Source organism: Nonomuraea sp. NPDC049625, assembly GCF_040675285.1.
Classification (GTDB): Bacteria; Actinomycetota; Actinomycetes; order Streptosporangiales; family Streptosporangiaceae; genus Nonomuraea; species Nonomuraea angiospora_A.
This window is the reverse complement of the sequence record NZ_JBFAOQ010000016.1, coordinates 1-24,331: the sequence shown is the minus strand read 5'-3', so window position 1 is coordinate 24,331 and position 24,331 is coordinate 1. Positions and strand designations below refer to the sequence as shown.

Annotated in this window: 25 protein-coding genes and 2 pseudogenes; 15 read left to right on the top strand and 12 right to left on the bottom strand. The window is 67.2% G+C overall.

Annotated elements, in window-relative coordinates; all coding sequences use genetic code 11:
* The first annotated feature begins 174 nt into the window (after positions 1 to 174).
* Complete coding sequence (locus AB0J87_RS47945; RefSeq protein ID WP_363978527.1) at positions 175 to 846, top strand: DNA alkylation repair protein; 672 nt, start codon at positions 175 to 177, stop codon at positions 844 to 846.
* Here AB0J87_RS47945 and AB0J87_RS47940 read toward each other — a convergent pair.
* Complete coding sequence (locus tag AB0J87_RS47940; protein ID WP_363978524.1) at positions 758 to 1,384, bottom strand: serine/threonine-protein kinase; 627 nt, start codon at positions 1,382 to 1,384, stop codon at positions 758 to 760. The genes AB0J87_RS47945 and AB0J87_RS47940 overlap by 89 nt on opposite strands.
* A gap of 326 nt (positions 1,385 to 1,710) precedes the next feature.
* Here AB0J87_RS47940 and AB0J87_RS47935 point away from each other — a divergent pair, with 326 nt between their 5' ends.
* A complete protein-coding gene (locus AB0J87_RS47935; protein WP_363978522.1) occupies positions 1,711 to 2,472 on the top strand; it encodes a class I SAM-dependent methyltransferase in 762 nt (253 codons plus the stop codon).
* 51 nt (positions 2,473 to 2,523) lie between these two features.
* Here the strand turns inward: AB0J87_RS47935 and AB0J87_RS47930 are convergent, their stop codons facing one another.
* Positions 2,524 to 2,862 (bottom strand): MiAMP1 family antimicrobial peptide, encoded by a 339-nt coding sequence (locus AB0J87_RS47930; RefSeq protein WP_350742186.1) that lies wholly within the window; start codon positions 2,860 to 2,862, stop codon positions 2,524 to 2,526.
* Between the two features lie 225 nt (positions 2,863 to 3,087).
* Here AB0J87_RS47930 and AB0J87_RS47925 point away from each other — a divergent pair, with 225 nt between their 5' ends.
* Together AB0J87_RS47925 and AB0J87_RS47920 are read left to right on the top strand one after the other, a co-directional pair.
* Entirely contained in the window at positions 3,088 to 4,113 is a 1,026-nt protein-coding gene (locus AB0J87_RS47925; protein WP_350742184.1) for an ATP-binding cassette domain-containing protein, read from the top strand.
* Positions 4,110 to 4,946, top strand: coding sequence for an ABC transporter permease (locus AB0J87_RS47920; RefSeq protein ID WP_363978518.1), 837 nt, complete (start codon positions 4,110 to 4,112; stop codon positions 4,944 to 4,946). The genes AB0J87_RS47925 and AB0J87_RS47920 overlap by 4 nt, the downstream gene beginning before the upstream one ends.
* Before the next feature lie 1,686 nt (positions 4,947 to 6,632).
* Here the strand turns inward: AB0J87_RS47920 and AB0J87_RS47915 are convergent.
* The 5 genes and pseudogenes from AB0J87_RS47915 to AB0J87_RS47895 form a co-directional block, all read right to left on the bottom strand.
* Positions 6,633 to 7,826, bottom strand: a pseudogene (locus AB0J87_RS47915) (BTAD domain-containing putative transcriptional regulator); the annotation flags it as partial.
* Between the two features lie 316 nt (positions 7,827 to 8,142).
* Positions 8,143 to 8,766 carry a hypothetical protein gene (locus tag AB0J87_RS47910; RefSeq protein WP_363978515.1) on the bottom strand — a complete coding sequence of 208 codons (624 nt, stop codon included), beginning with the start codon at positions 8,764 to 8,766 and terminating at the stop codon, positions 8,143 to 8,145.
* Positions 8,767 to 8,871: 105 nt separating this feature from the next.
* Complete coding sequence (locus AB0J87_RS47905) at positions 8,872 to 9,945, bottom strand: CU044_5270 family protein (protein WP_363978512.1); 1,074 nt, start codon at positions 9,943 to 9,945, stop codon at positions 8,872 to 8,874.
* Complete coding sequence (locus AB0J87_RS47900; RefSeq protein WP_355212271.1) at positions 9,945 to 10,532, bottom strand: RNA polymerase sigma factor; 588 nt, start codon at positions 10,530 to 10,532, stop codon at positions 9,945 to 9,947. The genes AB0J87_RS47905 and AB0J87_RS47900 overlap by 1 nt, the downstream gene beginning before the upstream one ends.
* Before the next feature lie 120 nt (positions 10,533 to 10,652).
* Complete coding sequence (locus AB0J87_RS47895; protein ID WP_363978509.1) at positions 10,653 to 11,078, bottom strand: hypothetical protein; 426 nt, start codon at positions 11,076 to 11,078, stop codon at positions 10,653 to 10,655.
* A 72-nt stretch (positions 11,079 to 11,150) separates the two neighbouring features.
* Here AB0J87_RS47895 and AB0J87_RS47890 point away from each other — a divergent pair, with 72 nt between their 5' ends.
* The 3 genes from AB0J87_RS47890 (at position 11,151) to AB0J87_RS47880 (ending at position 13,095) form a co-directional block, all read left to right on the top strand.
* Positions 11,151 to 11,609, top strand: a complete 459-nt coding sequence (locus AB0J87_RS47890) for a hypothetical protein (protein ID WP_363978506.1) — start codon at positions 11,151 to 11,153, stop codon at positions 11,607 to 11,609.
* Positions 11,606 to 12,088, top strand: a complete 483-nt coding sequence (locus tag AB0J87_RS47885; RefSeq protein WP_355212262.1) for an RNA polymerase sigma factor — start codon at positions 11,606 to 11,608, stop codon at positions 12,086 to 12,088. Before AB0J87_RS47890 ends, AB0J87_RS47885 begins: the two co-directional genes overlap by 4 nt.
* A gap of 68 nt (positions 12,089 to 12,156) precedes the next feature.
* A complete protein-coding gene (locus AB0J87_RS47880) occupies positions 12,157 to 13,095 on the top strand; it encodes an alpha/beta hydrolase (protein ID WP_363978503.1) in 939 nt (312 codons plus the stop codon).
* A 419-nt stretch (positions 13,096 to 13,514) separates the two neighbouring features.
* Here the strand turns inward: AB0J87_RS47880 and AB0J87_RS47875 are convergent, their stop codons facing one another.
* Complete coding sequence (locus AB0J87_RS47875) at positions 13,515 to 13,865, bottom strand: hypothetical protein (RefSeq protein ID WP_363978500.1); 351 nt, start codon at positions 13,863 to 13,865, stop codon at positions 13,515 to 13,517.
* A gap of 184 nt (positions 13,866 to 14,049) precedes the next feature.
* On the opposite strand from AB0J87_RS47875, the gene AB0J87_RS47870 reads away from it, so the two are divergent.
* A complete protein-coding gene (locus tag AB0J87_RS47870; protein ID WP_363978497.1) occupies positions 14,050 to 14,370 on the top strand; it encodes a hypothetical protein in 321 nt (106 codons plus the stop codon).
* Positions 14,371 to 14,470: 100 nt separating this feature from the next.
* Here the strand turns inward: AB0J87_RS47870 and AB0J87_RS47865 are convergent, their stop codons facing one another.
* Positions 14,471 to 14,656 (bottom strand): hypothetical protein, encoded by a 186-nt coding sequence (locus tag AB0J87_RS47865; RefSeq protein WP_363978494.1) that lies wholly within the window; start codon positions 14,654 to 14,656, stop codon positions 14,471 to 14,473.
* A gap of 376 nt (positions 14,657 to 15,032) precedes the next feature.
* On the opposite strand from AB0J87_RS47865, the gene AB0J87_RS47860 reads away from it, so the two are divergent.
* A complete protein-coding gene (locus tag AB0J87_RS47860; protein WP_363978491.1) occupies positions 15,033 to 15,260 on the top strand; it encodes a hypothetical protein in 228 nt (75 codons plus the stop codon).
* 142 nt (positions 15,261 to 15,402) lie between these two features.
* Complete coding sequence (locus tag AB0J87_RS47855) at positions 15,403 to 15,813, top strand: Imm10 family immunity protein (RefSeq protein ID WP_363978488.1); 411 nt, start codon at positions 15,403 to 15,405, stop codon at positions 15,811 to 15,813.
* A gap of 318 nt (positions 15,814 to 16,131) precedes the next feature.
* Here AB0J87_RS47855 and AB0J87_RS47850 read toward each other — a convergent pair whose 3' ends face one another.
* Complete coding sequence (locus tag AB0J87_RS47850; protein WP_363978485.1) at positions 16,132 to 16,578, bottom strand: DinB family protein; 447 nt, start codon at positions 16,576 to 16,578, stop codon at positions 16,132 to 16,134.
* Positions 16,579 to 17,219: 641 nt separating this feature from the next.
* On the opposite strand from AB0J87_RS47850, the gene AB0J87_RS47845 reads away from it, so the two are divergent.
* Positions 17,220 to 19,193: a WD40 repeat domain-containing protein gene (locus AB0J87_RS47845; RefSeq protein ID WP_363978483.1), complete on the top strand. Its 1,974-nt coding sequence runs from the start codon at positions 17,220 to 17,222 to the stop codon at positions 19,191 to 19,193.
* Positions 19,194 to 19,466: 273 nt separating this feature from the next.
* Here AB0J87_RS47845 and AB0J87_RS47840 read toward each other — a convergent pair whose 3' ends face one another.
* The gene (locus tag AB0J87_RS47840; protein ID WP_363978480.1) at positions 19,467 to 19,970 is read right to left on the bottom strand and encodes a hypothetical protein; all 504 of its coding nucleotides are present in this window, start codon (positions 19,968 to 19,970) and stop codon (positions 19,467 to 19,469) included.
* Between the two features lie 494 nt (positions 19,971 to 20,464).
* Here AB0J87_RS47840 and AB0J87_RS47835 point away from each other — a divergent pair, with 494 nt between their 5' ends.
* Positions 20,465 to 21,355: an aminoglycoside phosphotransferase family protein gene (locus tag AB0J87_RS47835; RefSeq protein WP_363979273.1), complete on the top strand. Its 891-nt coding sequence runs from the start codon at positions 20,465 to 20,467 to the stop codon at positions 21,353 to 21,355.
* Positions 21,356 to 22,228: 873 nt separating this feature from the next.
* The gene (locus AB0J87_RS47830) at positions 22,229 to 22,612 is read left to right on the top strand and encodes a hypothetical protein (protein WP_363978477.1); all 384 of its coding nucleotides are present in this window, start codon (positions 22,229 to 22,231) and stop codon (positions 22,610 to 22,612) included.
* A 54-nt stretch (positions 22,613 to 22,666) separates the two neighbouring features.
* On the opposite strand, the gene AB0J87_RS47825 is transcribed toward AB0J87_RS47830, so the two are convergent.
* Entirely contained in the window at positions 22,667 to 23,182 is a 516-nt protein-coding gene (locus AB0J87_RS47825) for a hypothetical protein (protein ID WP_363978474.1), read from the bottom strand.
* Between the two features lie 147 nt (positions 23,183 to 23,329).
* Here AB0J87_RS47825 and AB0J87_RS47820 point away from each other — a divergent pair, with 147 nt between their 5' ends.
* Together AB0J87_RS47820 and AB0J87_RS47815 are read left to right on the top strand one after the other, a co-directional pair.
* A complete protein-coding gene (locus AB0J87_RS47820) occupies positions 23,330 to 23,719 on the top strand; it encodes a DUF1877 family protein (protein WP_363978471.1) in 390 nt (129 codons plus the stop codon).
* 240 nt (positions 23,720 to 23,959) lie between these two features.
* Positions 23,960 to 24,172, top strand: a pseudogene (locus AB0J87_RS47815) (IS701 family transposase); the annotation flags it as partial.
* Positions 24,173 to 24,331: the final 159 nt, after the last annotated feature.

Below are 24,331 nucleotides of genomic sequence, written 5' to 3'. Positions count from 1 at the left end.
CTGGCGCTGAGTCGTTGGGTTGGGGATCCATCAGGTATTGCGTATGTATACATGGCGTTCACACCAGGGTCAACGGGTTGCAGCCTGGCGGAATTTGAGATACCGGCCAGGACAAAACGTCCGCCGATGACCCGTCGTAGGCTGAATCCCGCACGTAACGCACAGGAGGCTGAGGTGGCCGAGACGACGGTGGCCGAGGTGATGGCCGAGCTGGCCGAACTCGAGGACCCGAAGGCACGCGCGGTGAACGAGAGACACGGTGACGATCACGGTGTGAACCTCGGCAAGCTACGCGCGCTCGCGAAGCGGCTGAAGACGCAGCAGGAGCTCGCGGGCCGGCTCTGGAAGACGGATGACACCGCGGCGAGACTGCTGGCGATCCTGATCTGTCGGCCGAAGGCGTTCGAGCGGGACGAGTTGGACGTCATGGTTCGCGAGGCCCGCGCACCCAAGGTGCACGACTGGCTCGTGAACTACGTGGTGAAGAAGAACCCGCACGCCGAAGAGCTGCGCGTGGCCTGGTCCGCCGATCCGGATCCAGCGGTCGCGAGTGCCGGCTGGGCGCTGACCACCGAACGGGTGGCGAAGAAGCCCGAGGTCCTTGACCTCTCAGGGCTGCTCGACGTCATCGAGGCGGAGATGAAAGAGGCCCCGGATCGCCTGCAGTGGGCGATGAACCACTGCCTGGCCCAGATCGGGATCGAGCACGCCGAGCACCGCGCCCGTGCGATCGACATCGGTGAGCGCCTGGAGGTGCTCAAGGACTACCCGACCTCCCCGGGCTGCACGTCTCCGTTCGCGCCCACCTGGATCGCCGAGATGGTGCGTCGGCAGGACGATCAGTAGTGGCCTGATGCGTTTCTGATCTGTACGGCCCGCAGCACGAGCATGAAGCCCAGCAGCGCGCCAGGCGCGCCGGGCGGTCCGGCACGGGCGCGGTCTGCGGCATCTGCCCCGTCAGCAGGCCCAGTAGTTCCTCGGCGCTGGGCCGTGCCTCCGGGTTCTTGGCCAGGCAGCGCGCGAGCAGCGGCCGCAACCCCTCCGGCACCTCGGACAGATCCGGCTCGGTGGTCAGGATGGCGTGCATCAGGGCGGGCATCGTGTCCCCTTTGAACGCCTGCTCCCCGGTAGCCGCGAACACCATCGTGCTGGCCCAGCTGAACAGGTCCACCGCCGGCCCGACCACCCCGCCCGCGAACTGCTCGGGCGCCATGAACGCGGGTGTCCCCATCACACTGCTGGTGGCGGTCTGATCCAGCGCCCGGGCGATCCCGAAGTCGATCACGACAGGCCCCTCGGGTCCCATGATCACGTTGCTCGGCTTGAAGTCCCGGTGCACGATCCCGGCCCCGTGGACGGCGGCCAGCGCGGTCAAGGTGGTCACCCGCCAGCCGTTCCAGCCCGCTGCCGAACCGTACCCCCTCGCCTCTCTTTCGCCCCGGCGGCGTCCTCCCCTGAATACACCGACCCCTGCCCGCCCCGGCCGAGTACGCCGCTCAGCCGGAAGGCGCTGATCTGGCCCGGATCCGCAGACGAGAGAGGCAGCACGAAATGACCTTAGTGCGCCCTCCATCCCCACCACCGCCGTGCAGCTACGTCAGGCCCCCATGCCCTCTTGCGGCATGACGGGACACTACGTATCGTGCCGATGTATCAAGTCGATATATCGGGCTGACGGTTCGCCGTAGCCCGGCTGATGCGGGAGCTGCGATGAGGCGGATCGACTACGACACGGAGCAGTACCAGGACTACGCGCGTGGCCGTGCGCTCTCCGAGCAGCAGCTGCGGACATGGATCAGCGCCTTCGAAGCGGTGCTGCCCGAGCGGCGTCCGCTGACGGGGCTGGACGTCGGCTCGGGGACCGGCAGGTACACCCCCGCGCTGGCGCGAACATTCGGGCCGGTGACCGGCGTCGAGCCGTCGGTCCGCATGCGCGAAGTGGCGCAGGCGCAGTCCCGGCATCCCGGGGTGCGCTATCTGGCAGGCTCCGCCGAGGACATACCCGTGCCGTCCGGCAGCGCCGACTACGCTCTCATGTTCCTGTCCTGGCACCACGTCCAGGACAAGCCGCAGGCGGTCCGAGAGCTGGCCAGGGTGCTTAAGCCCACTGGGCGGCTACTGTTGCGCGCGAATTTCAGCGACCACCATCCCAGGCCGTGGTGGCTGGAGCACTTCCCCCGCGGCTTCGAGGCGGACGCCTCGCTGTTTCAGCCGCTGCACGAGGTCATCGCGATGTTCACGTCGGCCGGCTGGCGCGTTGCCGGCTTCGGCACAGTCACCGAGCCGTCCGTCGGCACTCGCGCTGACATGCTCGAACGGCTGCGCCTGCGCACCCTCTCGTTCTTCGCCCAGCTCAGTCCCGACGAGCTGGAGTCCGGCTTCCGCCGCCTGGAGCAGGCCGTCGCCGCCGATCCCGACGCACCGGCGCCCGTATTCTCCGAGCCGCTCCTCACGCTCGAACGCTTCCAGTAGTCCCGACGGCGCCTGCACGACACCGGCCGGGGCGGGCACCGGCTGTGGGCGTCAGCACTCCACGAAGATGCTCTTCCAACCGACGCCCGTCCCCTGCTTCGCGTTGCCCATGGCGGGCAGCGTGAAGTGCACCGGCCCTCTGGTGTTGATCTGGTTGTGCATCCGGCCGGCCTGGCCGGAGCCGTACCACTTGTACGACCCGCGGTAGCGGAGGTTGGTCACGCCGCACTTGTCGATGACCTGAGTTTGGCCGGTGAAGCCCGGCCCCTCGTAGGCCACGTACGTCGAGCCGGCGTCCTCGGCCGTCGAGGCGTTGGCGGCGCCGCCCATGATTGCGACCAGGGAGGCAGAGACGGCGCAGACAAGGGCGATTCTCTTGATGCTCTTCACGTCGATTCTCCAGGTGCATCTTGGGTTATGGGCGAAAGCATTTTTCCTGACAAGAGGAACATATGGATCAACCCTTGATCGTCACTTGCGCCTCACTTACACCACACGTGACAACGGCAACGATCACGAGTGGACGTCCCCGATCGGCAGGGTCCGGTTCGCTCGCGGCAACCGGTGAAACCCGGTCGAGGGCACCGTGAAACCGGCACCGCCGAAAGTGAAGCCATGAGCATCACAGAACTCGGACGTACCGAGGGCCGCCCCGTCCTCGGCGGGGGCGCCGATCTGGCCGTACGCGCGCAAGGGCTGGTGAAGACGTTCGGCGAGCACCGCGCCGTCGACGGGATCGACCTGGAGGTACGCCCCGGTGAGATCTTCGGAGTCCTCGGCCCGAACGGCGCCGGCAAGACCACCACGATACGGATGCTGGCCACCCTGCTGACGATCGACGCGGGCCGCGCCGAGATCTTCGGGGTCGACGTGGCCGGCAACCCGCACATGATCCGCCAGTTGGTCGGCGTCACCGGACAATACGCGTCGGTCGACGAGAACCTGACGGCCCGCGAGAACCTCTGGCTCTTCGGCCGCCTGCAGGGCATCGCCGCGCCGCGCGCCCGGCGCATCGCCACCGAACTGCTGGGCCAGTTCGGCCTGGAAGAGGCCGCCGACAAGGCGATCGCGCACTTCTCCGGAGGCATGCGCCGGCGCCTCGACCTGGCGGCCAGCCTGATCACCAGGCCACCGCTGATCTTCCTCGACGAGCCGACCACCGGTCTCGATCCGCGCACCCGCGGCCAGATGTGGGACACCATCCGCGGTCTGGTCGCCGACGGCTGCACGGTGCTGCTGACCACGCAATATCTGGACGAGGCCGATCAGCTCGCCGATCGTGTCGCCGTCATCGACCACGGCCGCAAAGTCGCCGAGGGCACGCCCGACGAGCTGAAGACCGAGGTCGGCAACTCCACACTCCAGCTGCTGCTCGCCGACCCGGGCGAGGTACCCGCCGCTGTGGAGGTCGTACGGCGCGTCCTCGGCGACGACCCAGTACTCAGCCCGGAGCAGGGCCGCCTCAACGTCGCCCTCGACCAGGCCGACCTGGCCGCGGACGTACTGATCGCGCTGCGCACCGCCGGGGTGTCGATCTCCTCGGTGAGCGTGGCCAAGCCCAGCCTGGACGAGGTGTTCCTCGCCCTCACCGGTCACGAGACGAATGGGTCCGATGGGGCCGGCACGAAGGAGAACCGATGAGCACCGTGATCGCACCCGCCCGCGAGGCCGTACGGGCCGCCGACCGTGTGGAGGCCGCCCGGCGGCGCGTCTCCATGGGGGAGACGATCGGTCAGACCCTGACGATGGCATGGCGGGCGCTCAAGAAGATGCGCCGCAACCCGGAGCAGTTCTTCGACGTGACGCTGCAGCCCATCCTGTTCACCGCGATGTTCGCCTTCATCTTCGGCGGCGCCATCGCCGGTGACGTGGAGAGCTACCTCCCCCTTATGATCCCCGGCATCCTCGCCCAGACCGTGCTGACGACGTGCATGGCCACGGGCACGCAACTGCGCGAGGACATGGAGAAGGGCGTCTTCGACCGGTTCAAGTCGTTGCCGATCGCCCGGATCGCGCCGCTCGCCGGCCCTATGGTGGCCGACCTGGTGCGCTACGCGATCGCGGCCACTCTGACCTTCGGCATGGGCCTGGTGATGGGCTACCGCCCGGGTGGTGGAGCGGGCGGCGTGCTCGCCGCGATCCTGCTGGCGATCTTCACGGGCTGGTCGCTGGCGTGGGTTTTCACCTGGGTCGGCACCATAGCCCGCAGCGCCCAGGCGGTGCAGGGCATCTCCATGATGATCCTGTTCCCGCTGACGTTCCTGTCGAACGCGTTCGTCCCCGTCGAGACCCTGCCCGGCTGGCTGGCCGCGTTCGTCCGCTTCAACCCGGTCTCACACCTGGTCACGGCCACCCGCGACCTCGCCAACAGCGGCCTCGTCAGCGGAGAGGTGGCCTGGACGCTGCTGGCGTGCCTGATCGTCATCGCGATCTTCGCGCCGCTGTCGGTACGCAGCTACAAGCGGCACATGTGACCTGCGCCCGTCACGGCCGGAGACCCGCTCGACGAGACTGCGCGCCTCGTCGAGCAGGTCGGAGCCGCGCCGATCGCCGTACTCGGCCCGCAGGGCGGCGATCATCCCGGGCGCGGCCCGCTCCGCGTGCGGTTCGATCCGTTCGAAGGCCATGCTGGGCATGCTGGTGTTGTACGCGAACCGTTCGGCCAGCACCAGCAACCCGATCGCGTCGCGCGGGGCCATGGCTCCGCGCAGCACCCCCCACGCGCCGAGCGCGAAGAGCATCGAGCCGCACAGCGGATAGTCGAGGACCGGGCTGTCCGTGGCCAGCAGGTCGTAGTCCCGGACGGTGGAGAACAGTTCCTCGCCGTACCGGGAGTCTTCCGGCGGCGCGTGGTACGCGTACGCCGTCAGAGTGACCGACTCCGCCATGATCGTCCACGGCGTGACCTCCGCGCGCAGCACCCCGGGCAGACGCAGGTTGTGGGCCCGCTGGACGGCCAGGCGGTATTCCGCGAGCGCGGCGGCCGTCCTGCCGCGGGCGAGGGCCAGCTCGGCCGCGCACAACGAGGCCATCGCCACCCCGCCGAGCACGGTCTCGTTGTCGTTGATCCGGATGATCCCGGCGAGTTCGGCCTCCGCGGCGTCGAGGTCGCCGTCGGCGAGAGCGGAGATCAGCAGCAGCGCGCGGAGCTGAACCTCGTCGTCGGCGGCGCCGATCCGGCTCAGCACCGGGATGGCGGTACGCGCGTGTCCGACCGCCCGCCGTCGGTCGCCTTGCTGCATGACCAAGTGGGCCAGCATGGCGTGCATGATCGCGGCGAACCACGGCCCCTCGTCCTCGCGGACCATCGTCAGGGTGAGCTCGGCGGCCTCGATCGCCCCGGTGACGTCTCCCGTGTTCTCCAGGACTTGGGCCCTCATCTGCGTCGCGGCCCAGACCACGTAACGGTCGGTGCTCCGGGACAGCTCCTCCAGCCGACGGCGCACGTCGGCGCCGTCGTCCGCGTCGCACGCGAGCAGCACCGTGGCCATCGCCGCCATTCGGTGATCCGTCGCGTCACCGGTGGGCAGCCTACGGAGGAGGTCGCGCATCGGACCGCTGCCGCGGTCGGTGAAGTTCAGGCTGTTCATGAGCGTGATCAGCATGGCGGCCCTGGCCACCTCGAAGAGATGCGGCGGCGGCAGCCAGCCGCTGACCACCTGGGCGATCGCGTCGCGGTGAACGAGAATCCGGGAGTGGTCGCCGCGGATCGACCACAGCGCGCCGACGCCGGCCAGCAACTGGGCCATCGTGACGGGATCGGGCTCGCCGAGAGCCTGCCGGAGCAGATCGGCGAGGTTGCTCTCTTCCGCGTGCAACGCGTCGGCCGCCGCGAACTGCCCCGGACCGAACAGCTTGGAGCCGTGTTCGAGGGTGTACGCCGTCGCCCAGGCCCGCTGCGCCGCCCGAGCGGACGCCTCTTCGCCGGCCTCCTTCAGCCGCATCCGCCCGAACTCCCTGACGGTCTCCAGCATCCGGTAGCGCAGGCCGTACGTCGTCTCGCGGACACTCAGCATCGACTGCTCGGTCAGCGCGTTCACCACGTACAGGGCGTCCGAGCCCAGTACGTCCTCGGCCGCGGTCAGCGTGAAACCGTCGCCGAACAGCGACATCCACCGCAACGCCAGCCGTTCCGGCTCGTCCAGCAGATTCCACGACCACTCGATGACCGCGAGCAGCGTCTGGTGCCGATCGGGGGCCGTACGGTTCCCGCCGCGCAGCAGGGCGAACCGGTCCGCCAGGCGCCGGGCGATCTCCTCCACCGACATCGCCCGTACCTTGGCCGCCGCCAGCTCGATCGCGAGCGGCAGCCCGTCAAGGCGGGCGACGATCTCCTCGACCACTCCCTCGTCGATCCGCACACCCGGGCGAGCGGCCGTGGCGCGCTGGCGGAACAACTCCACCGCGTCGCCCGTGGGCAGCTCGCCGAGCGGGTAGACGCGTTCGGCGGGGATCGACAAGGGGGCGCGCGAGGTCGTGAGCACCCGCAGGTCGCGGGTCGTCACGGTCAGGAACGCCACCAGGTCGGCGACGGCCTCGATCACGTGCTCGCAGTTGTCCAGGATCAGCAGTGCCGGAGCCTGATCGAGATGCTGGGCGATCCGGGCGCGAACGTCCGAGCGCTGCTCGGCGGTCAGGACACGACGCCCGCTGACCGAGTCCCGAACCCCGAGTGCCGAGCCCACCTCGCCCACCACGCCCTCGGGCGAGGACACGCCGACGAACTCGACGAAGTGAGCGACGGGCTGCGCGACGTCTCTGCCGACGACATGGGCCAGCCGCGTCTTGCCCAGCCCGCCAGGGCCGATGACGGAGACCACCCGGTTGGTTCGCAACAGGGCGTGCACCGCGCGGATGTCGTCATCGCGGCCGAGCAACGAGGAGCCGTCGAACAGGATGCCCGCACGCACCGGCCGGTCCGCGACGAGGAGTTCGGCGTACACGCGGGCGAGCTCAGGCCCCGGTTCGGTGCCGAGCCGGGCCACCAGGCCCGCGCGATACCGTTCGTAGCGCTCCAGAGCGGCGGCGGCACCTCGTACGGCGGCCTCGCTCCGCAGCAGGCAGGCCAGCAGTTCCTCGTCGCGCGGCCCGTCGGCCGCGGCCTCCTCCAGCAGCGGCAGCGCGGCCTCGTGAGCGCCGCTCCGGCCCCGCGCGATCGCCGCCACCCGCCGGGCCTCGGCCGCCCACTTCGCCGCCATGCCCCTCAGCTCGGCTAGCGCGCCCGTGGCACCGTCCGAGCCGCCGGCCACGAGACCCATGGCCTCTTCGGCGCGGCGACGCGCGAGCGCCACGTCGTCCTCGCCCAGTGCGGCCCGCGCCTCCGTCACCAGCGCGCCGACCAGCAGCGCGTCCACCTGATCGGCGGCCAGCCCGAGCCGGTAACCACGCGGGATCCGCACCACGACGTCGGCACCGGTCGCCGCCCTGGTCCGCGAGACGACCACTTGAAGCGCCTTCGTCGGATTGGCCGGCGCCTCATCGGGCCACAGCTCCTCGACCAGGCGCTCGTCACTGACCCCTGCACGCCCGTGCAGGGCCAGCACGGACAGCAGGGTCTGCGCACGATCGCCGACCACGGGCACACCCTGCCAGCGGACGCCGTCGAGCAGGACCAGAGCGGGGGACACACCCACAGCTTACGGACGAGTCAGACGCGAGCGGCGTGACCGCTCAGTCTGAAGCGGTCGAGTCGCGGAAGAGGAAGCTGTTCGAACGATCCGTGTGCAGGTAGTGGTGGAACCGCGTGGCCTTCGCCTGGGCCGTCCTGTCGGCGGTGACGATCGTGAGGAGGACGTACCTCTTGGTCACGGCCACCCGCTGCTTGCCGTAGACGTACCTGTCGAGCATCTTGTCCCGGCGCCACTTCACCGCCCGGGAGGAGCCCGCCAGGTGGACGGCCGTGGCCTTGGCGGCCTTCACGGTGGGGAAGGACATGATCACCTGGACCGCCGTGAGATGCCCTCGGTAGGCCTTGTAGGCCAGTTGAACGACGCGCTCGCACTTGTTCCTGGCCAGCACGCCGTTCCTGTCCACCGGCGCGCAGGAGCCGTAGGTCCAGCCGCCCACCTTCTCGGCCTTGAACGTGACGCCGCCCAGACGGAAGTTCCAGTCGCCGTACGCGTCGGCGTCGATCGGAGAGTCCGGGCGGCGCTCGTTCTCGCTGGGGCTCGGCTCCTTGGGCTCGGGTGTGGGCTCTGTGGTCGGCGAGGCCGCGGCGGTGCTCGGGTCGGGGCCGCTGAGGTACTTGTACACGCTGAACGTGAAGCCGCCCGGCAGAAGCACTGCCAGGATCACGACCAGAGCAGAAACAACACCGGGGTATTCCCGCGGACCGGGTTGCCGAGGGTGTCCCATGCGTCAATTGTGCTGTACTTCATTACCTTCTGCCCCAAAACACCGTCAGCAGAACATCGGCTTGCCGGCATCCTTCGGAACCTCCGGCATGGAGTCGACGACCTTCACGGTCATCACCGCCGTGCTGGCGCCCGGAGTCTCCGTGACCTGTCCGCCCTCCTGCCGCCCGATCCAGCTCCGGTAGCCGAGGAACCGGTAGGTGGCCGGCTCGAAGATGAGCTCCCCACGTTCCCAGCCGTAGGGGTTCTCAAGCTTGAGCGAGGCGCCCACCCCGTGTCGTCCGGCGGGGTCGGTGAGGTCCGGGACGATGGTCACGGTCGGCAGCTTCGACAGCGCGCCGAAGACCGTGGCCCTGGTCCGGGAGGAGGTGAGCGGGTCCTGCGCCAGCCCGAGCAACGAGCTCGCGACGACCTTTTCGACCCGCATGTCGATCTCGTCCTGGCCGAGGTCCGTCTCTCCTCGTCTGCGCTGGTCCGACCGGACGAACGTCTCCGCGCCCTGGCGGATCTTCGCCAGAACCCAATCAGGATCGGCGGGAAGATCGGCGGCCTGGAACGGCAGGCTCAGGGAGTGCTCGGGGCACTGCCCCGCGCGCTGATACTCCACCGTTCCGGGGGATTGCACGTGCTCAGGGCGCCCGCTGGTGGCGTGTGTCTGACCGTACGTCGAGCGCGTCAGGGCCTTGCCGGGATCCCCGGCGGGCATCCATACCTCTCGGCGCACGTCCTGGGTGTACTCGCCCTCGGAACCGCTGGCGAACGTGACGTTCTTCTGGTCGACGTAGACGAACTGCCCCGGCCCGGGCCGTACGTCCTCCCGCGCCGCGACCGAGGCCGCCTGCCGGAGCAACTCGGCGGCGCTGGCCGGAGGGGCCCCGAACGGAGCGGAGTCGTGACCGCCACGCACCACGACCAGTCCCGCGGTCACCGCCGTCGCGAGGCCCACGGCCACGCCGGCCCTCATCGCCCACCAGCGGGTCGGGAACCGGCCACGTCGGCGCCTCCCGATCCGCTCGGCCTCGATCTCCTCGGCCACCAGCACCCATGCGCGCGCGGTCACCTCGGGCGCGGGTCCGGGCAGGCTGTCGTGGTGGGCCTTGATCGCTTCGAGTTCGTTCATCACAGTGCCTCCCCGGCGGGACCGATGATCTTGCGGAGCTTCTTGCGGGCGCGGTTGAGACGTGATCCCACCGTTCCCTGAGGTATGCCGAGAGCCTCGGCCACCTCCTCGTAGCTGAGTTGCGCGCAGGCGACCAGCAGCAGGACGTCCCTGTCCCCGGACGAGAGCCGGGCGAGACCGGCGGCCAGCCGCGGTTGCATGACCGCAGCGGAGACCCGCTGCACCACGCGCTCGTCGTGGCTGGCGATCTCCGTGGCATCGGCGCTCCTGGCCAGCGCCCGATACCTGCGCGCCTCACCGCGACGGTGCTCGGCGACCAGGTTGGAGGCGATGCCGTACAGCCAGGGCCGGGCGCTGGGGCAGGTGAGGTCAAAACGGTCCCGGCTACGGAAGGCGCGCAGAAAGGTTTCCGCCGCGAGGTCATCCGCGGCCGCCTCACCCAGGCGCAGGTGAACATAGCGGTGGATGGAGGCGAAATAGCGATCGAAGACGGCGCCGAAGCGATCAGGGTGACGCCACGACGCCTCTATCACCTGCGCGTCGGTGCCCTCGCTGGGAGGCGCCGAATCTTGAGGGGGAGCTGTCATGCATGCCGGCCTTTCAGGCGATTACCTCGGAACACCCCTAGTTCGGCGAACCCCCCATTCCTCTTCACGGTCCATCACGCCGGCCAACGATCTCCGGCATACCGGCAACACTGTCGCGGCTCAAACCACCGGGGAGAAGGCCCGCATCAGCACGGCACCGGTCGCGAACGCCAGCGCCACGCACAACGGGGTGTAGAGCAGCAGGTTGAGCCAGTAGAACGGGGTGCCGGTGTCCGTGCCCAGCCCGAAGGCCCAGGCGAGGCCGAGCTCCGCACGCGCGAGCAGCCCGCCGCCCAGAGCGAGAGCGACCGCCTTGGCGAGCCGACCGCCCCGCCCGCGGGAGACGGCGACCACGGAGAGGGCGGCGACGGTGAGCACGACGATCAGGGGAACGAGGACGCGCGCCTTGAAGGGCGTGTCGAAGTTGAGCAACGCCAGGGAGAGCGCTCGCGGGTCCGCCGCCGGCCGTACCAGCCAGGAAAGGTGAAGGAACGCGTCGAGCAGCAGGACGGCGGCGACGAAGGCCGCTGGGAGTGAGATTCTCATGCCCGGCAGGAGGAGCGGAAATCGCCGGTGGTTCCATGGAACCTTCTCCACGGTCGACGCCTCTGGATGGATATGACTTGGCCTGTTGCTGATCTGGACCCGGTACGGAGGCTGCGGGTGCTCGCCTCCGCCATCCCCGGGGCGTACATGGCGGAACGCGTCATCCCCGCCCCGTTCGAGGACGTCTGGTCCGTGGTGAGCGCCCTGGAAGAGGAGTTCGGCACCTTCGAGCCGGACATGCGCCGCTTGACCATCGTGTCCGGGCACGGGAGCGAGCGCCTGGTGGCCAAGGCGCGAAGCAGGTACGGCATGCGTGCGAGGTTCGACGTCGAGCTGCGGCCCGGCTGGTGCTGGATGCAGAGCAGGTTCCTGATCATCGGCGTCGCGGCGGCAACCGTACCGGGAGGAACCCTGGTCGCCCAGACGGGAGGAATCCGCGTCCCCGGCCGGGCGGCGCTGGTGCCCCTGGGCGTGCGGGTCGCGGGAGAGAAGGCGCTGGCCAGGCTCGAGGCGAGGGTCGTGCGTCGATGAGCGCCGACCTGGTGCGCGCCGCGCAGGGCGGCGACACGATGGCCATGAACGACCTGCTGAGCGAGCTGACGCCCTACCTCGGCCGGATCTGCGGGCCCATCGCGCTCGACAACGGGCCCGACGCCGTCCAGGAGTCGCTGATCGCGATCTTCCGGAACCTGGGGAGCCTGCGCGATCCGCAGGCGCTCCACGGCTGGGCTCGGGCGATAGCCGTACGGGAAGCAGTCAGGATCGCGAAACGGCGGCACCACGCGGTGGAGCTCGCCGAACTCCCGTCGAGGCAGGACGTCGAGAGCGCGGTGGACATCCGCGACGTGCTCGAGCGCCTGTCACCCGAACACCGGGCGGTGCTGGTCCTGCGTGACCTGGAGGGGTTGCCGGAGGATGAGGCCGCACGGCTCCTGCACGTACCGGAGGGGACGGTCAAATCGCGCCTGCACCGCGCCCGCCGGAGCTTCCGCAAAGCATGGCAGTCCTGAGGTCGTGAGGAACCTCGTGAGGCTCGGACGCCTCCTTCTGGTGGAATCCCACAGATCGGAGAGCATCCATGAGACCTCGCACGCTCGCGGTCCTGAGCCTGATCCTCACCCTGGCCGTCGGCGCCGTTCTTTATGGCGCGTACGGCTACCGCCCAGCGGTGGCCGCCTACCGGCCGCCGGCGAACGCGCGGTTCCTCGACACCCCACTCGCTCGCTTCCACTACGTCAAGGAGGGCTCCGGCACCCCCGTCGTGCTGCTGTCGCCCGGGGCTTCATGGACGTACGGCTGGCGCCGTCAGGTGCCGGAGCTCGCCCGCGACCACACGGTCTACGTCGTGGACCTCCCCGGCCAGGGATTCACCCGGCTTAAGGACCGCGACTTCACCTGGGACCTGAGGGGGATGACCACGGCGATCGGCGTGTTCCTGAACGCGGCGGGCATCGAGCGTCCCGCGCTCGGAGGGCTCTCGTGGAGCGGAGGCTGGGCGCTGGCCTACGCCCAGCGCCACCCCGAACGCGTCAGCCGCCTGCTCCTGCTGTCCCCCTCCGGCGCCGCCACCCGCGATACCTGGGTGTATGAACTCATGAAGTACCCGGTCATCGGGGAACTGTGGAACAACTGGTACTACGCCGACAGGTCCAGCTCCCGCGCCGCGCTCGACCGCATCCACGTCAACCGAAGCAGGATCCTCGAGCAGGACGTCGACGCGTTCTGGGCACCCGGCACCTTCCCCGACAACCTGGAGAGCCAGGTCCTGCTCGAACGCGGCCTGGACTGGCGTGAAACCCTGGCCGCCATGCCGTCCACCACCACTCCCACCTTGGTGATCTGGGGCCGCCAGGACACCGTCAACCCGGTGTGGCAGGCTCAGGAGTACGCTCGCCGAATGCCCGCCGTGCAGGTGCGCGAACTCGACGGCTGCGGCCACGCGCTGACGACCGATTGTCCCGAGGAGGTCGTACGGCTGATGGCGGACTACCTGGCTTCAGCGCCCGCATCTCCATGATTACCGGCACATTGGGGACACGCTCGCGGCCCAGCCCGGCGGACCTCAAGGCCATGACAGCGTTCGAGCAGCACTGATCTACCAGCACTGATCTACCAGCACGCCACGCGCCAGCGAATCGCCGACGCCCTGAGCGCTCGCGTTGAGGTGGCACAGCAGAAGATCGTCAAGGTTCAGCGTGCTGATCGCCTTCACTGTGACTCCCCGCCGTCCCCGTCGCTTCCTGCCCGGTCCGGGTACGCGACGGGCACGGCGGCATCCTCGCTGGGACGGTCTTCGGCATTGCACCGCGCCTCTCCGCATGGGTACAGCTTGGCAAGCCAACCAGTAGGCGATCGGGCACGGCGCCGGGGACGCTGGACAGCACCGGAGGCCGTCACCCTGCACGCCGGGGAGCGAGTTGACGCAGGAACCTGCGGTCAACGTAGGTGAGAGGGTGTGCGCGATCCGTCCTGAACACCCTCGGACGGCTCTGTATTGCAACCCGAATTGCAACTCTGAGGCAAGTCGTCTGCGGCGTCCGAGGAAGCCAGGACGATGGCGACGATCAGCCGTATCGCGGTGACGAGCGCGGCTGGAAGAACGAAGAAGAGCCAGAACCCCCATGCATCCCGCCCCGATGTCCAGGCGATCACGAGCACCAGAATCATGGCAGCGAGAGTGAAGACCAAATTGAGGATCTTGCGGCGCGGGCTACGGGACATCACAAAGAGCGATGCCGCCACGATAACGACCGGTATTGCGTACACAAGGATCATGGCGAGCAACACGCTGGACTCCTCGGCTTCCACGAGCGTTCGCAGTGGTTCCCTGCCCGGACCGTCTCACAGAGCTTGAGGTCGGATTCACTTGGACTCTCCCGAGGCGTCTTGTCCTCCTGGCTGGGCGAGGATGATCCGTGCATAATCCGTATCTTGATGGCGGCCCAGTAATCAGGCTGGGAGACTCGACGGTGTGAGCAAGAAGGAGCAGCCGCTCGTACGAGAGTTGTTTCCCGGCCTCGTGACGGAGCTGATCGCGTGCCTGAGAGAAGAGGGGGAGGAATACCTCGCCATCTCTGCCTGGGACATCCGGTTGTACGAGGATTGCGGATGCGGTGACGACTTCTGCCAGAGCTTCTATACGGCTGAACGTCCACCCGGGGCATATGGTCCTGGGCACAGGAATGTGCTGCTGACTCCGGCAGAAGGTGATCTCATCCTTGATGTTGTCGAGGAGCGAATCGTGTTCGTAGAAGTGCTGTACTATCCCAGGCTGCAACGCCCGCCGTATTGAAGACTGTCAGCCTGGGAATTGCAGCCATCACGGCCCGCTGGGTGCTGAGCTGGGCAAAGAACCGGTCCTGATTGACTGCCCTTAATGGCACGGCTTCGTATCAGCTTGTCCAGAGAACGATCTTTCCCACAAGGATCGCGCCGAACCAGAAGGTAAACATCATGGCCACTATCGAGCGAGCCTGCTTGCGCTCCTGATCATTCCGACCTGGCCGCCGTACTCTTGCGATCAGCGTGATGGCCACGGCTACAAGAGCAAGGGTCATCGAGATCTCGACAGAGGTCATGAGGTGAAGGTACTGCGGCCATAATCCCCTCTGTATCCCACTTTTCCCGTCTGCCTCGTCCACCCGTGGGCGAGCAGGCCAAAGGCCGGGGCCACGGTGGAGCGCCCTACTGGGTTCTGGTTCACTGGCCAGCACGAAGCCGACCGCCAACCCGACGGGAACCGCCAGGAATCGGCCGATGCCCAGGGCCGTGAGTACGGCGAACCGCGTGCTCGAAACCGCCGCCACGTGGCAGCGACCAGAACGGCACCGCCCGGAGCCGAGCCTCCGCCGGAGGCATCGAAGTGCCCAGCTCAGCAGACATACGGTCCAGAGCGGTTGGTAGACGTTGAATGACAGTTCGGGCACACTTGTCGTCCCCCTATTGGAGGATCAGATGTCGGCGGTTGGATCAGCTGAGGCCCTGATTCTTTTGGTGATCTGGGTCGTTCCCGCAGTGGTGCTCTTCTTCCTCATTTACTGGGCGGTCCGGCTGGCGATCAGGCATGAAGGGCGACGGGTGCCGAGCCTGCACGAGCGTGTGACGGCGGAACGCGAGGCTCAGCGTCGTGAATGGGCGGAGCGCGAGGCTCGGCGGAATACGGAAGCGCCTGATGAGCTGTAGTCGGGCGTCTCGTCGGCAAGATGGGGCGGCGATATGACAGCGCACCGAGCTGCTGGCGGCCGGGACCGCCTCCAGGCTGCATGCCCGGCGGCGCGGTGATCTTGGGCCGGGCTTTGCCCTGTCGTGCGATTACCCTCCCACCATGACGATCAGATTCACCGCTCAGGTCGCCGGAGCTTACGAACACCCCGAGGACGAATGCATGTCCGCCGGTATGAGCGAAACCGAGCACGGCGATGGCATGGTGCTTACCTTCCAGTGCTGTACCTATGAGCCTGACGATCAGGACATTGCCCTGGGCTTCGACACCCACTGTGTTGTTACCGCCAACCAGGGCACCGCCTATGGAGCCGTCCAGGAGCTCACTCTGCGAGACAACGTGCTGCGTGTTGTCCTTGACCTCGACGCTTTGGAGGCGCTTGGTCTTGCCGAGCCCGAGATTGAGGCGGTTCTCGATGCAGACGAGCAGTCCCTCGAACGATTTCGGCAAGGACTGCGCCACATCCTTGCCTACGGTCGTGCTGAAGCCCGCCCTCGGGTTCTGGAGCTATAGAAGGCCATTGCCGGAGCGAAGCACCGAGGACATGAGTCCGGACAAAGCTGAGAGCCTGCTGACAAAGGATTTGGTCGCTGAGGCTGGGACAGGGATGCCCTGGTCGAGCCCCTCTTCGAGCGATACGCCTGCGGACAGGAGCGGGCTCCTGATAGCTGAGGTGTTGGCTACGCAACTCGGCAACCAGGAGCCCGCTGCCGGTCTTGTCCAGTCCCGACCGGCGCGGCAAGGTTCTGGAACTCCTGGCCGCCCGCCCAGGCGTGCCTGGAGAGGGACCGAGCTGGCCGCCATCCCCAGTGGGTGACGCCGGGAGAGCCGCTACGCTCCCGTGGCCCCATCGATGCGCTCCCGGATCAGGTCGGCGTGCCCGGTGTGCTGCGCGTACTCCTCCAGGAGGTGGATGTAGATCCAGCGGAGGCTGACCTTGCCGGTCGGCGCCCGGGGGTCGTCGGCCAGCTCATCGAGGTCGATGTCCGCAACCGCGGCGTCGCAGGCAGCCGTCTCCGCGAGGAAGGCGGCGTAGTCCGCCTCGGCGTCGGCGTCGGCCACCAGGTCGAAGTCGCCGTCTTCGTACTCCTCCGTGATGTGCAGCTCGGGCAATTTTTCGTGCAGGAACTTCTCCCGGAACCACCAGCGCTCGACTTCCGTCATGTGTCGCAGGAGGCCGAGCAGCGTCAGGTTGGACGGTTCCACGGAGGCGGTCTTCAGTTGCTCGGAGGTGAGGCCGGCGCATTTGCGCAGCAGGAACATCCGGCGGAGCTTCAACCAGTTATCCAGCATCTCGCGTTCGCCACAGGCCATGTCCGTCCGAGGTCCCCGCTCTACGTCGGGTGCTGTCCACGTCATGTCACCATCTTGACGACCTGCGCAACCGATTTTGCGGGTACGTATCTTGCCCGCCGGGCCTATCGCTCGAAGATGAGGCTCGACCAAGGCATCTCTGCCCCGGCCTCAGCGACCAAATCCTTTGTCAGCAGGCTCTGAGACGTTCGTCAACTCCCGCTCCCGGGCCGCAGTACAAGATCGAAAATGCTACTTCTCGATCACTTGAACGGGCGCCCGCAAGTGACCGTGATTGACCGCCTCTAATAGCACGTTAATGGCACGGCGATCACGCCAAAAATACGCCTCCTCCAACGGCTCTGGGCCCGACACCGCCCAGCGGGCGGAGGCTGAGGAGTAAGCCCCTGGACCGGCGATCGCCTCAGGCCACGTACAGGCGACCGTGAGGGGCGTATCAATGCGGTGCATACCACTCACCAAACCGTACAAGCAGCTCAGGAAGGGCCGTCCCACGTTGTCCATGTGGGCCCCGCCAGTTGTGGCCACGCGCCGCCACCCGGTTAAGACGGCCGCCCCAGGTTTCTTGGAGACGCGTCCCGGTGCCGGCAACTAATATGCGCGGCATGTCGTCTCCGTCCCGCCATGAGGTACCGGCTATTCGTCCTGCTGCCTGGCGTGTGCAGCCAACTTGGACCAGTCTGCTGCCGACGGGCGTGAAGTCATGCCCGCCGCTGGGCACCACCGACGGCCACACCAATTGGGTGGCGGCGGTGACGACCGCGGTCTTCGACGGCCGTGCCGTAGCGGTCACCGGGGGCGGCGACGACACAGTACGGGGTTGGGATCTGTCAACCGGCGAGCGGGTCGGCGCCCCGTGGACTGGTCACACGAACGCGGTGCGGGCGCTGGCGATGTCCGTTCTGGACGGTCGCCCCGTTGTGGTCAGCGGTGGTGACGACGGCACCGTACGGGTGTGGGAACTCGCGTCCGGTAGGCCGGTGGGCGAGCCGTTCCACCTTCAGGCTGACAGCGTGGAGGCCCTCGCGATCGCGGAACGCCATGGCCGCAGGGTGGTGGTCACCGGTTGCTACGACACGACGGTACGGGTGTGGGACCTGGAAACGCGGCAGGAGGTGATGGCACCGATCCGCGGCCACACCGGCCCGGTGTACGCCGTGGCGACGGCGGTGCTGGACGGCCGCTGGGTGGCTGTCACGGGCGGCGACCGAACGGTCCGGGTATGGGACCTGGATATCGGTGATCCGGTGGGCAGCCCGTTCACCGGCCACAGTGGATACGTGAGCGCGGTTGCGGTCGCGGAGCTGACTGCCGGCCATCTGGTGGTCGTCTCCGGTGGCTACCAGACGATCACACGCGTGTCGGACCTGGCCACCGGACTGCCGGTCGGTGACCTCCCCCGATCTGAGGACTTGGAGGCCGTGACGACCACGGTCGTCCACGGCCGGCTGGTGGCGATCACCTGCAACTCCAATGAGCCGACCATCCAGGTGTGGGACCTGAAAACGGCCGAGTTGGTCGGGGAGCTGTTCCCTCAGCATCGCCGCACGGTGCATGCGGTGGCGACGGCAGTGGTGAACGGCCGGCAGGTGGTGGTGTCGAGTTGCGACGGTGGGTCGGTCCGGGTGTCCGATCTGGTCGTCGGTCAACCGGCCGACAAGCCAGTTCGCCACGACGCCGCGATCACGGCGGTGGCCACCACGTCAGTGGCCGGCCGACCGGTGGCGGTCACCGGTAGCGATGACGAAACCGTACGAGTATGGGATCTGGACACCGGCGATCAGGTGTGCCAGCCACTCACGGACCACACCGGCGCCGTCACTGCCGTGGCCGCGACCCAAGTGGACGGTCGCGCGGTGGCGATCACCGGAGGCAAGGACAGCAAAGTCCACCTCTGGGACCTCGCACTGGGGAAAGCGGCCGGAGCACCGTTGACCGCCCACCGCGGCCCGATAACCGCGGTCGCGGCCGACAACACGGACGACCCACCCCGGGCCATCACCGCCAGCGACGACAAGACCATCCGGGTATGGGATCTCCGCACCGGCGAAGAGACCGGAAACCCCCGCAAGAGCGACCATCGATGGGTACAAGGCCTCACCACCACCACGCTCGACGACCAGCCCGTCGCCGTCCTCGGACGGTGGGGCGGCGGCTTCCGGGTCCGTGACCTCACCGTAAAGCGCGACACCGGACTCCAGACCACCGGTAGCAACGGCAAACCGGTACGCCTCGTGGCCGCCACCGTCGTGGACGGACGACCCATCGCCATCACCACGAACGACGACTGGCGCGACCCACCGATGAAGGTATGGGACGTCGCCACCGCTCAGCAGATCGGCCGGCTTTCCATGGGAACCGTGGTCGCACTCGCCGCCACCACGATCGACGGCCACCCCATCGCAGTCGCCGCCAGCCACAGAACGGTAGCGGCATGGAGCCTCACCACCTTTGACAGGATCAGCCCCGACATCGAGTTCCTCGACCCGGTCAACGCCGTCGCTGCCACCCCACAAGGCCACATCATCGTCTGCTTCGACCGTGACATCGCCGTACTCACCGCAACCCGATCGAGCTGACCGTGGCATGGTTCGACAGGACCCCCTGCGCCAGGCCCTCAACCTCCTCGCCGAGCATGGCCCTCAAGCCCTGATCACGCAGGTCCGCCAAGCCGAACACCCCGACCCCGAAGGCAAGCGCTGACCGCGAGGCAAGGTGTATGACGACGTCACAGCGGTTATATAGCGAGGTCTCGTCCGCAGAGACGCGCCGAGCGCTCAAGAAGCTCGGTGATCAGTTGGAGTCGTAGCAGCGTCCAGCACCGGCGAAGGCCAACGAGGCCATTCCCTCGATCATGGGGTATGGCCTTCCGCGTGGAGCAGACGCCGACGTCTCTTCCTGCCGTATCTACGTGGACCCCGTTGACGCCCTGTGGTGGCTTGCGGTTCGTAGCCAGACCATCGAGTCAAGACGATGGAGAGGCCGACGAGGATTGTGACCACACCAGAAGCGAAGGCCAGAAACGCTATGACGGACTCGCCGTCTGGATCGCCGACTCCGGACGGTCGTCCGTCGATCCAGCTCATCGTGGGCCAGGCCTGGGTGGCGACGATCGCTCCGAACGCGGTCGTGATCGCACCCAGGACATGGCTAGGAGGACGCGTCCACGAGCCCATGGCGGCCAGCACGAACCCGACCGCCAACCCGACGGGAACCGTCAGGAATTGGCCCATGCCCAGGGCCGTGAGTACGGCGAACCGCGCGTGCTCGAAACCGTCGCCACGTGGCACGGACCAGAACGGCACCGCTACGACACCGCTGAGAAGGCCGATCGCCAGTAACCGGAGCATCGCCACGTACACATGATTGTGGACTGGTTGGTTGCTGTGCTACCTCACCAGAGCGTGAGGCGGCGAATGCTGCACGGCTGAGGGCGGGGCATCGGGTCGTGTGCTTCCAGTCGCCATGGTCCCGGTCCCTTCTGCAGACGGCCGAGTATGCGCGGTTGGCGCTCGCGAACGTTGGCCTCGGGGGCAAGACTTACGATGACGCTACCGCTGCTTATGTTCCTCAATGAGGACAACCCGTTGCGATGCCATGATCAGATCAGCTGCCGTAGCCCGATCCATCATGGCCCTCTGTCTCATGAGAGCTTCGCTTCATTTGATGATCGGGTCAGACATCCCTGGAGCTTGGATGTCAAGCTGCGAGGTGTTCCATGGAAAGTGGCCTTTGTGGCCAGCCAGTCCGGCCGGGGGAAATCCGGTCGACAGGCAAGCCACAGTGCACTGTGATAGTCCAGCCCCCGCCGCACGGAGCGGGCCGATCGCAGGAGGTGCTCTTGGCAACCGTGAGAACCGCGGACACCCGCCCCACGATCAATGCCTCACTGGTCAGGAGGCTGGTCGATACGCAGTTCCCACAGTGGGCCGCGTTGCCTCTGGAGCTGCTCGATCCGGCCGGCTCGGACCATGTGATCTACCGGCTGGGCGAGCAACTGTCCGTCCGGCTGCCCCGCCACGACGGCGCCATCGGACAGGCCGAGAAGGAACTTGAGTGGCTGCCCCGGCTCGCCCCGCGACTGCCCCTGGCCATCCCGGTACCGGTGGGAGTGGGTGAGCCCGACTTCGGCTATCCGTGGCGGTGGGCGGTGTCCCGCTGGCTGGAGGGCGAGGTGGCGACCGTCGAGGCGCTCGCCGACTCGTCCGCGGCCGCCGTCCAACTGGCGGAGTTCCTGGTCGCCCTGCAGCAGTTCAGGTCCGAGGACGTTCAGGCCATGGAGGCCCGCGGGGACCTCGCTGACCAGCCGTTGGCGGGCCGGGATCGCGCGACGCGGGCCGCCATCGCCAAGGCCGACGGCGTGTTCGACACTACCGCCATGACCGAACTGTGGAACGCGGCCCTGAGCGCCCCCGGATGGGATCGCCCTCCGGTCTGGTTCCACGGCGACTTCCACACCGGCAACCTGCTGACCGTCGGCGGCCGTCTAAGCGCGGTCATCGACTTCGGCGGGCTCGGCATCGGCGATCCGGCCTGTGATCTGATCATCGCCTACACGCTGATGTCGGCCGACAGCCGTGCGGCCTTCCGCGCCGCGCTCGATGTAGACGACGCCACCTGGACCCGGGGTCGCGGCTGGGCCCTTGCCACCGGTCTGAACGCCTACACCACCTATGCCGCCGTCAACCCGAGGGTCGCCGCGCAGACCACCCGTCAGATCACCGAGGCCCTCATCGGCTAGATCAGACTTCGGCGGAAAGCGGAGCCGTAGCTGTACTCTGCAATTGTAGAAGATTGAAAAGGCTACAGTGGCCTTTGACCTCCCGTGAAGCCTAAGAGATTCGAACTCCTGACTTCCTGCTTGCAAATGGCTACGACGATCTTGAGTGATCTGCGTAGAAACTGCTCAGGGGACTGATCGTGTCCCCGTGACTCCCCGCTGTTCCCTCTGGTTTCCCGTCCGATCAGGCACGCGACGGGCACGCCGTAGGCCCTCATTGTGGTCGTTTCGGGCGCTCAACTACTCTCATTCCACCTTGAAGCAGGGAGGCGGCAAGTGACCGTAAGGCGTGCGCGATTCGTTCTGATGTGGATCGGCTGCCTGGTTCTCGTTCCAAGCATCCTTCTCGAACGATACGCACAGGATGCCAGAGAGAGGGCCAGATCTAGCGAACTCTGGACGCTGATGCGAGAGAACCAGTATTTCGGAAGCACACCGCACGCTGATGCGTCCTATGAGTCCTTGATTATTAGTGGATGGATGGGCATCGGCCTTGGCGCCCTCTGGATTCTGGCCGCTATAACGTGTTTCGTCCTCGCTCGGCCCCCGTTGGACCTCACGCCATCTACAAGGAAACCGAGGAAGTCCGGTACAGGCATACCTATCATCCGGCCCTTTCCCTGATCTTCCCATCGCCGTTGTCCCACCCGTCAGGGGAGCGGGCCAGAGGGCAGGGGTGGAGGTGGAGCTCCCCGCTGGAAGAACGACCTTCGCCCCTGCCCCCTGGTCTGCTCGGGCTCGCCCTGGGGGCGATGGCGACGGGAAGATCAGGCTGGCCGGCGGACCATCAGCATCCCCTCAGTCATCGTCCCCTCGCTGGTCGAGCACTTCGCATTGTTCGTCGACGAGGCAGAAGACAATTTCGGGTTCCTCGGCAAGCGGGGCGCGTTCCTGCGGGGTGGCAACTTCCGGCGTGAGGCCCGATGGGCGGACGCGTTTAAGGAGATGGGTCTCCTGGGCTTGCACTCTCATGATCTCCGGCACACGGGGAACACGCTGGCTGCGCAATCGGGGGCATGCCTCGCTGATCTCAAAGCACGGATGGGGCACGACAGCGACCGTGCGGCGCTGATCTACCAGCACGCCACCCGAGACGCGGACCAGAGGATCGCCGATGCGCTCAGTGCGCGGGCGAAGGCCGAGCGGAAGAAGGCGGAGAAGAAGCGCAAGAGGGGAGATGACGATGGCAGCGCGGGCGCGCTGGTCCCCGCGAGCTAATGGCACGAACACCCCGTCACATGATCTGTGGCGGGTTGTTTTTGCTGGTGGAGCCTAGGAGATTCGAACTCCTGACTTCCTGCTTGCAAAACGGTCTGATCTACGAGGGCAACTGCCTCGACCTGGGCGACAGGCAACTCGCCAGCGACCGTGACTGACCCCTGTTGACCGCCTTAATGGCACGCCGATCGTGCCTCCACCTGCGTCTCCGAGCAGGTCGAGGCCGCCTGGAAAGACAGAGCCCTGAACGCCGAGGACGGCATCGAGGCCGCTCACGTCGAGATCGTCACCCAACGCCGCCAGATAGGTCAGCTCCTGGCCCGCCTGCGCGATTACGAGACCGACCTTCCCGATGACGCCCACGGCCGGCTCCTCGCGGAGAACACCACTCTCAAGCAGTAGGTCCGCCGCCTCACCGACGAAACCCGGACCCTGAACGAACGGCTTCAAGCCGCCCGCTCCAACGCCCGGTTCGCCGACCGACGCATCGCCGAACTCGAAGCTCAGCTGCTCGAACGCCTCGGTTCCAAAGCGGGCAGCCGCGAAACCCTGGTGCATGCCGTAGCGCACGAAAAGTACGGTGAGGAACCTCCAGCCGAGGATGGGCTGGGATGGGGAGGCAGCGCAGGTGAAGAGCCTCGAACTGGTGATCGTAAGATCTACGCACATATGTGCTCGTCGCCGAAGACCAAGTCACGGTATACGAGGGAGGCAACCGTGGGGGTCTGCATCTACATCGACGTCGTCAGGGATGGAAAGAAGCTTGGTAGCTACGACCTCGACAATAGTGCGTACTACCTTCGCGTGGGGCTGGAGGCATTGGGGCTCGACGGCGACGAGATCGTTCACGGGGTGGGGGGTCCGGACGGCGTCGACGCCGAGGAGTCGGAGGAAGGATTCGTGGGCCGACTCGCCCCCGAACAGGTCAGAGCCTTCTGGGAGCGCCTTTCGCCCGTCACTGTCGAGCAGTTTATGACGGGCCTACGGGCGACCGAGAACGTCAACGGCGACGACGAGGAGTACTTCACGCTGTACTTCGCCGACCTCAAGGAGACGTACAGCGCGGCCGTTCGCGCGGACGCGGGTATGACGATGTCCTGGTACTGACGGCCCGCGCTAGTCCGAGATCCCTCTTTCGTGATCGACATGTTGGGGATCGGGGGGTTGAGCTGGACTTTCGACCCGAGGTCGCGTATTAGCCATATGGTCAGCGCGGCCGAGGTCGCCGCGCGGGTGGCCGATCGGCGCTGGCACCGCTACCGCGCCGGGCAGGGCGCCAAGGGCCCGCGCTGGTACGCCTGGGCCTGGGCACGCATCGACGACAAGACGACGGACGGCTGTCGGTGGCTGCTGATCCGACGCAACCTGACCACCGGTGAGCCGGCGTTCTACCGCTGCTACGCGCCCCCTTAAGTCGTTGATGACCCTGGTCAAGATCGCCGGTCTCAGATGGGCGGTCGAGGAGTCATTCCAAGCCGCCAAGGCCAGGTCGGGCTGGACCACTACCAGGTGCGCGGCTGGACGGCCTGGCACCGGCACATCACCTTGGCCATGCTCGCACGTTAATGGCACGAACGCCCCGCACCAAGATCGGTTGCGGGGCGTTCCATGAGGTGGAGCCTAGCCTGCGGCTTTCACGGCGAATTTGAGCCGGCCTGATCGTTCACATAAGAAAAGTGCCCTTGAGCTGGGAGGATCGGACTTGTCTAAGGCCCCGTC

Coding starts and splice junctions, on each gene's coding strand:
- AB0J87_RS47895 (WP_363978509.1), bottom strand. CDS start 11,078: ATGAGAATCTCACTCCCAGCGGCCTTCGTCGCCGCCGTCCTGCTGCTC.
- AB0J87_RS47885 (WP_355212262.1), top strand. CDS start 11,606: ATGAGCGCCGACCTGGTGCGCGCCGCGCAGGGCGGCGACACGATGGCC.
- AB0J87_RS47890 (WP_363978506.1), top strand. CDS start 11,151: ATGACTTGGCCTGTTGCTGATCTGGACCCGGTACGGAGGCTGCGGGTG.
- AB0J87_RS47845 (WP_363978483.1), top strand. CDS start 17,220: ATGTCGTCTCCGTCCCGCCATGAGGTACCGGCTATTCGTCCTGCTGCC.
- AB0J87_RS47920 (WP_363978518.1), top strand. CDS start 4,110: ATGAGCACCGTGATCGCACCCGCCCGCGAGGCCGTACGGGCCGCCGAC.
- AB0J87_RS47925 (WP_350742184.1), top strand. CDS start 3,088: ATGAGCATCACAGAACTCGGACGTACCGAGGGCCGCCCCGTCCTCGGC.
- AB0J87_RS47865 (WP_363978494.1), bottom strand. CDS start 14,656: ATGACCTCTGTCGAGATCTCGATGACCCTTGCTCTTGTAGCCGTGGCC.
- AB0J87_RS47900 (WP_355212271.1), bottom strand. CDS start 10,532: ATGACAGCTCCCCCTCAAGATTCGGCGCCTCCCAGCGAGGGCACCGAC.
- AB0J87_RS47905 (WP_363978512.1), bottom strand. CDS start 9,945: ATGAACGAACTCGAAGCGATCAAGGCCCACCACGACAGCCTGCCCGGA.
- AB0J87_RS47855 (WP_363978488.1), top strand. CDS start 15,403: ATGACGATCAGATTCACCGCTCAGGTCGCCGGAGCTTACGAACACCCC.
- AB0J87_RS47935 (WP_363978522.1), top strand. CDS start 1,711: ATGAGGCGGATCGACTACGACACGGAGCAGTACCAGGACTACGCGCGT.
- AB0J87_RS47880 (WP_363978503.1), top strand. CDS start 12,157: ATGAGACCTCGCACGCTCGCGGTCCTGAGCCTGATCCTCACCCTGGCC.
- AB0J87_RS47860 (WP_363978491.1), top strand. CDS start 15,033: ATGTCGGCGGTTGGATCAGCTGAGGCCCTGATTCTTTTGGTGATCTGG.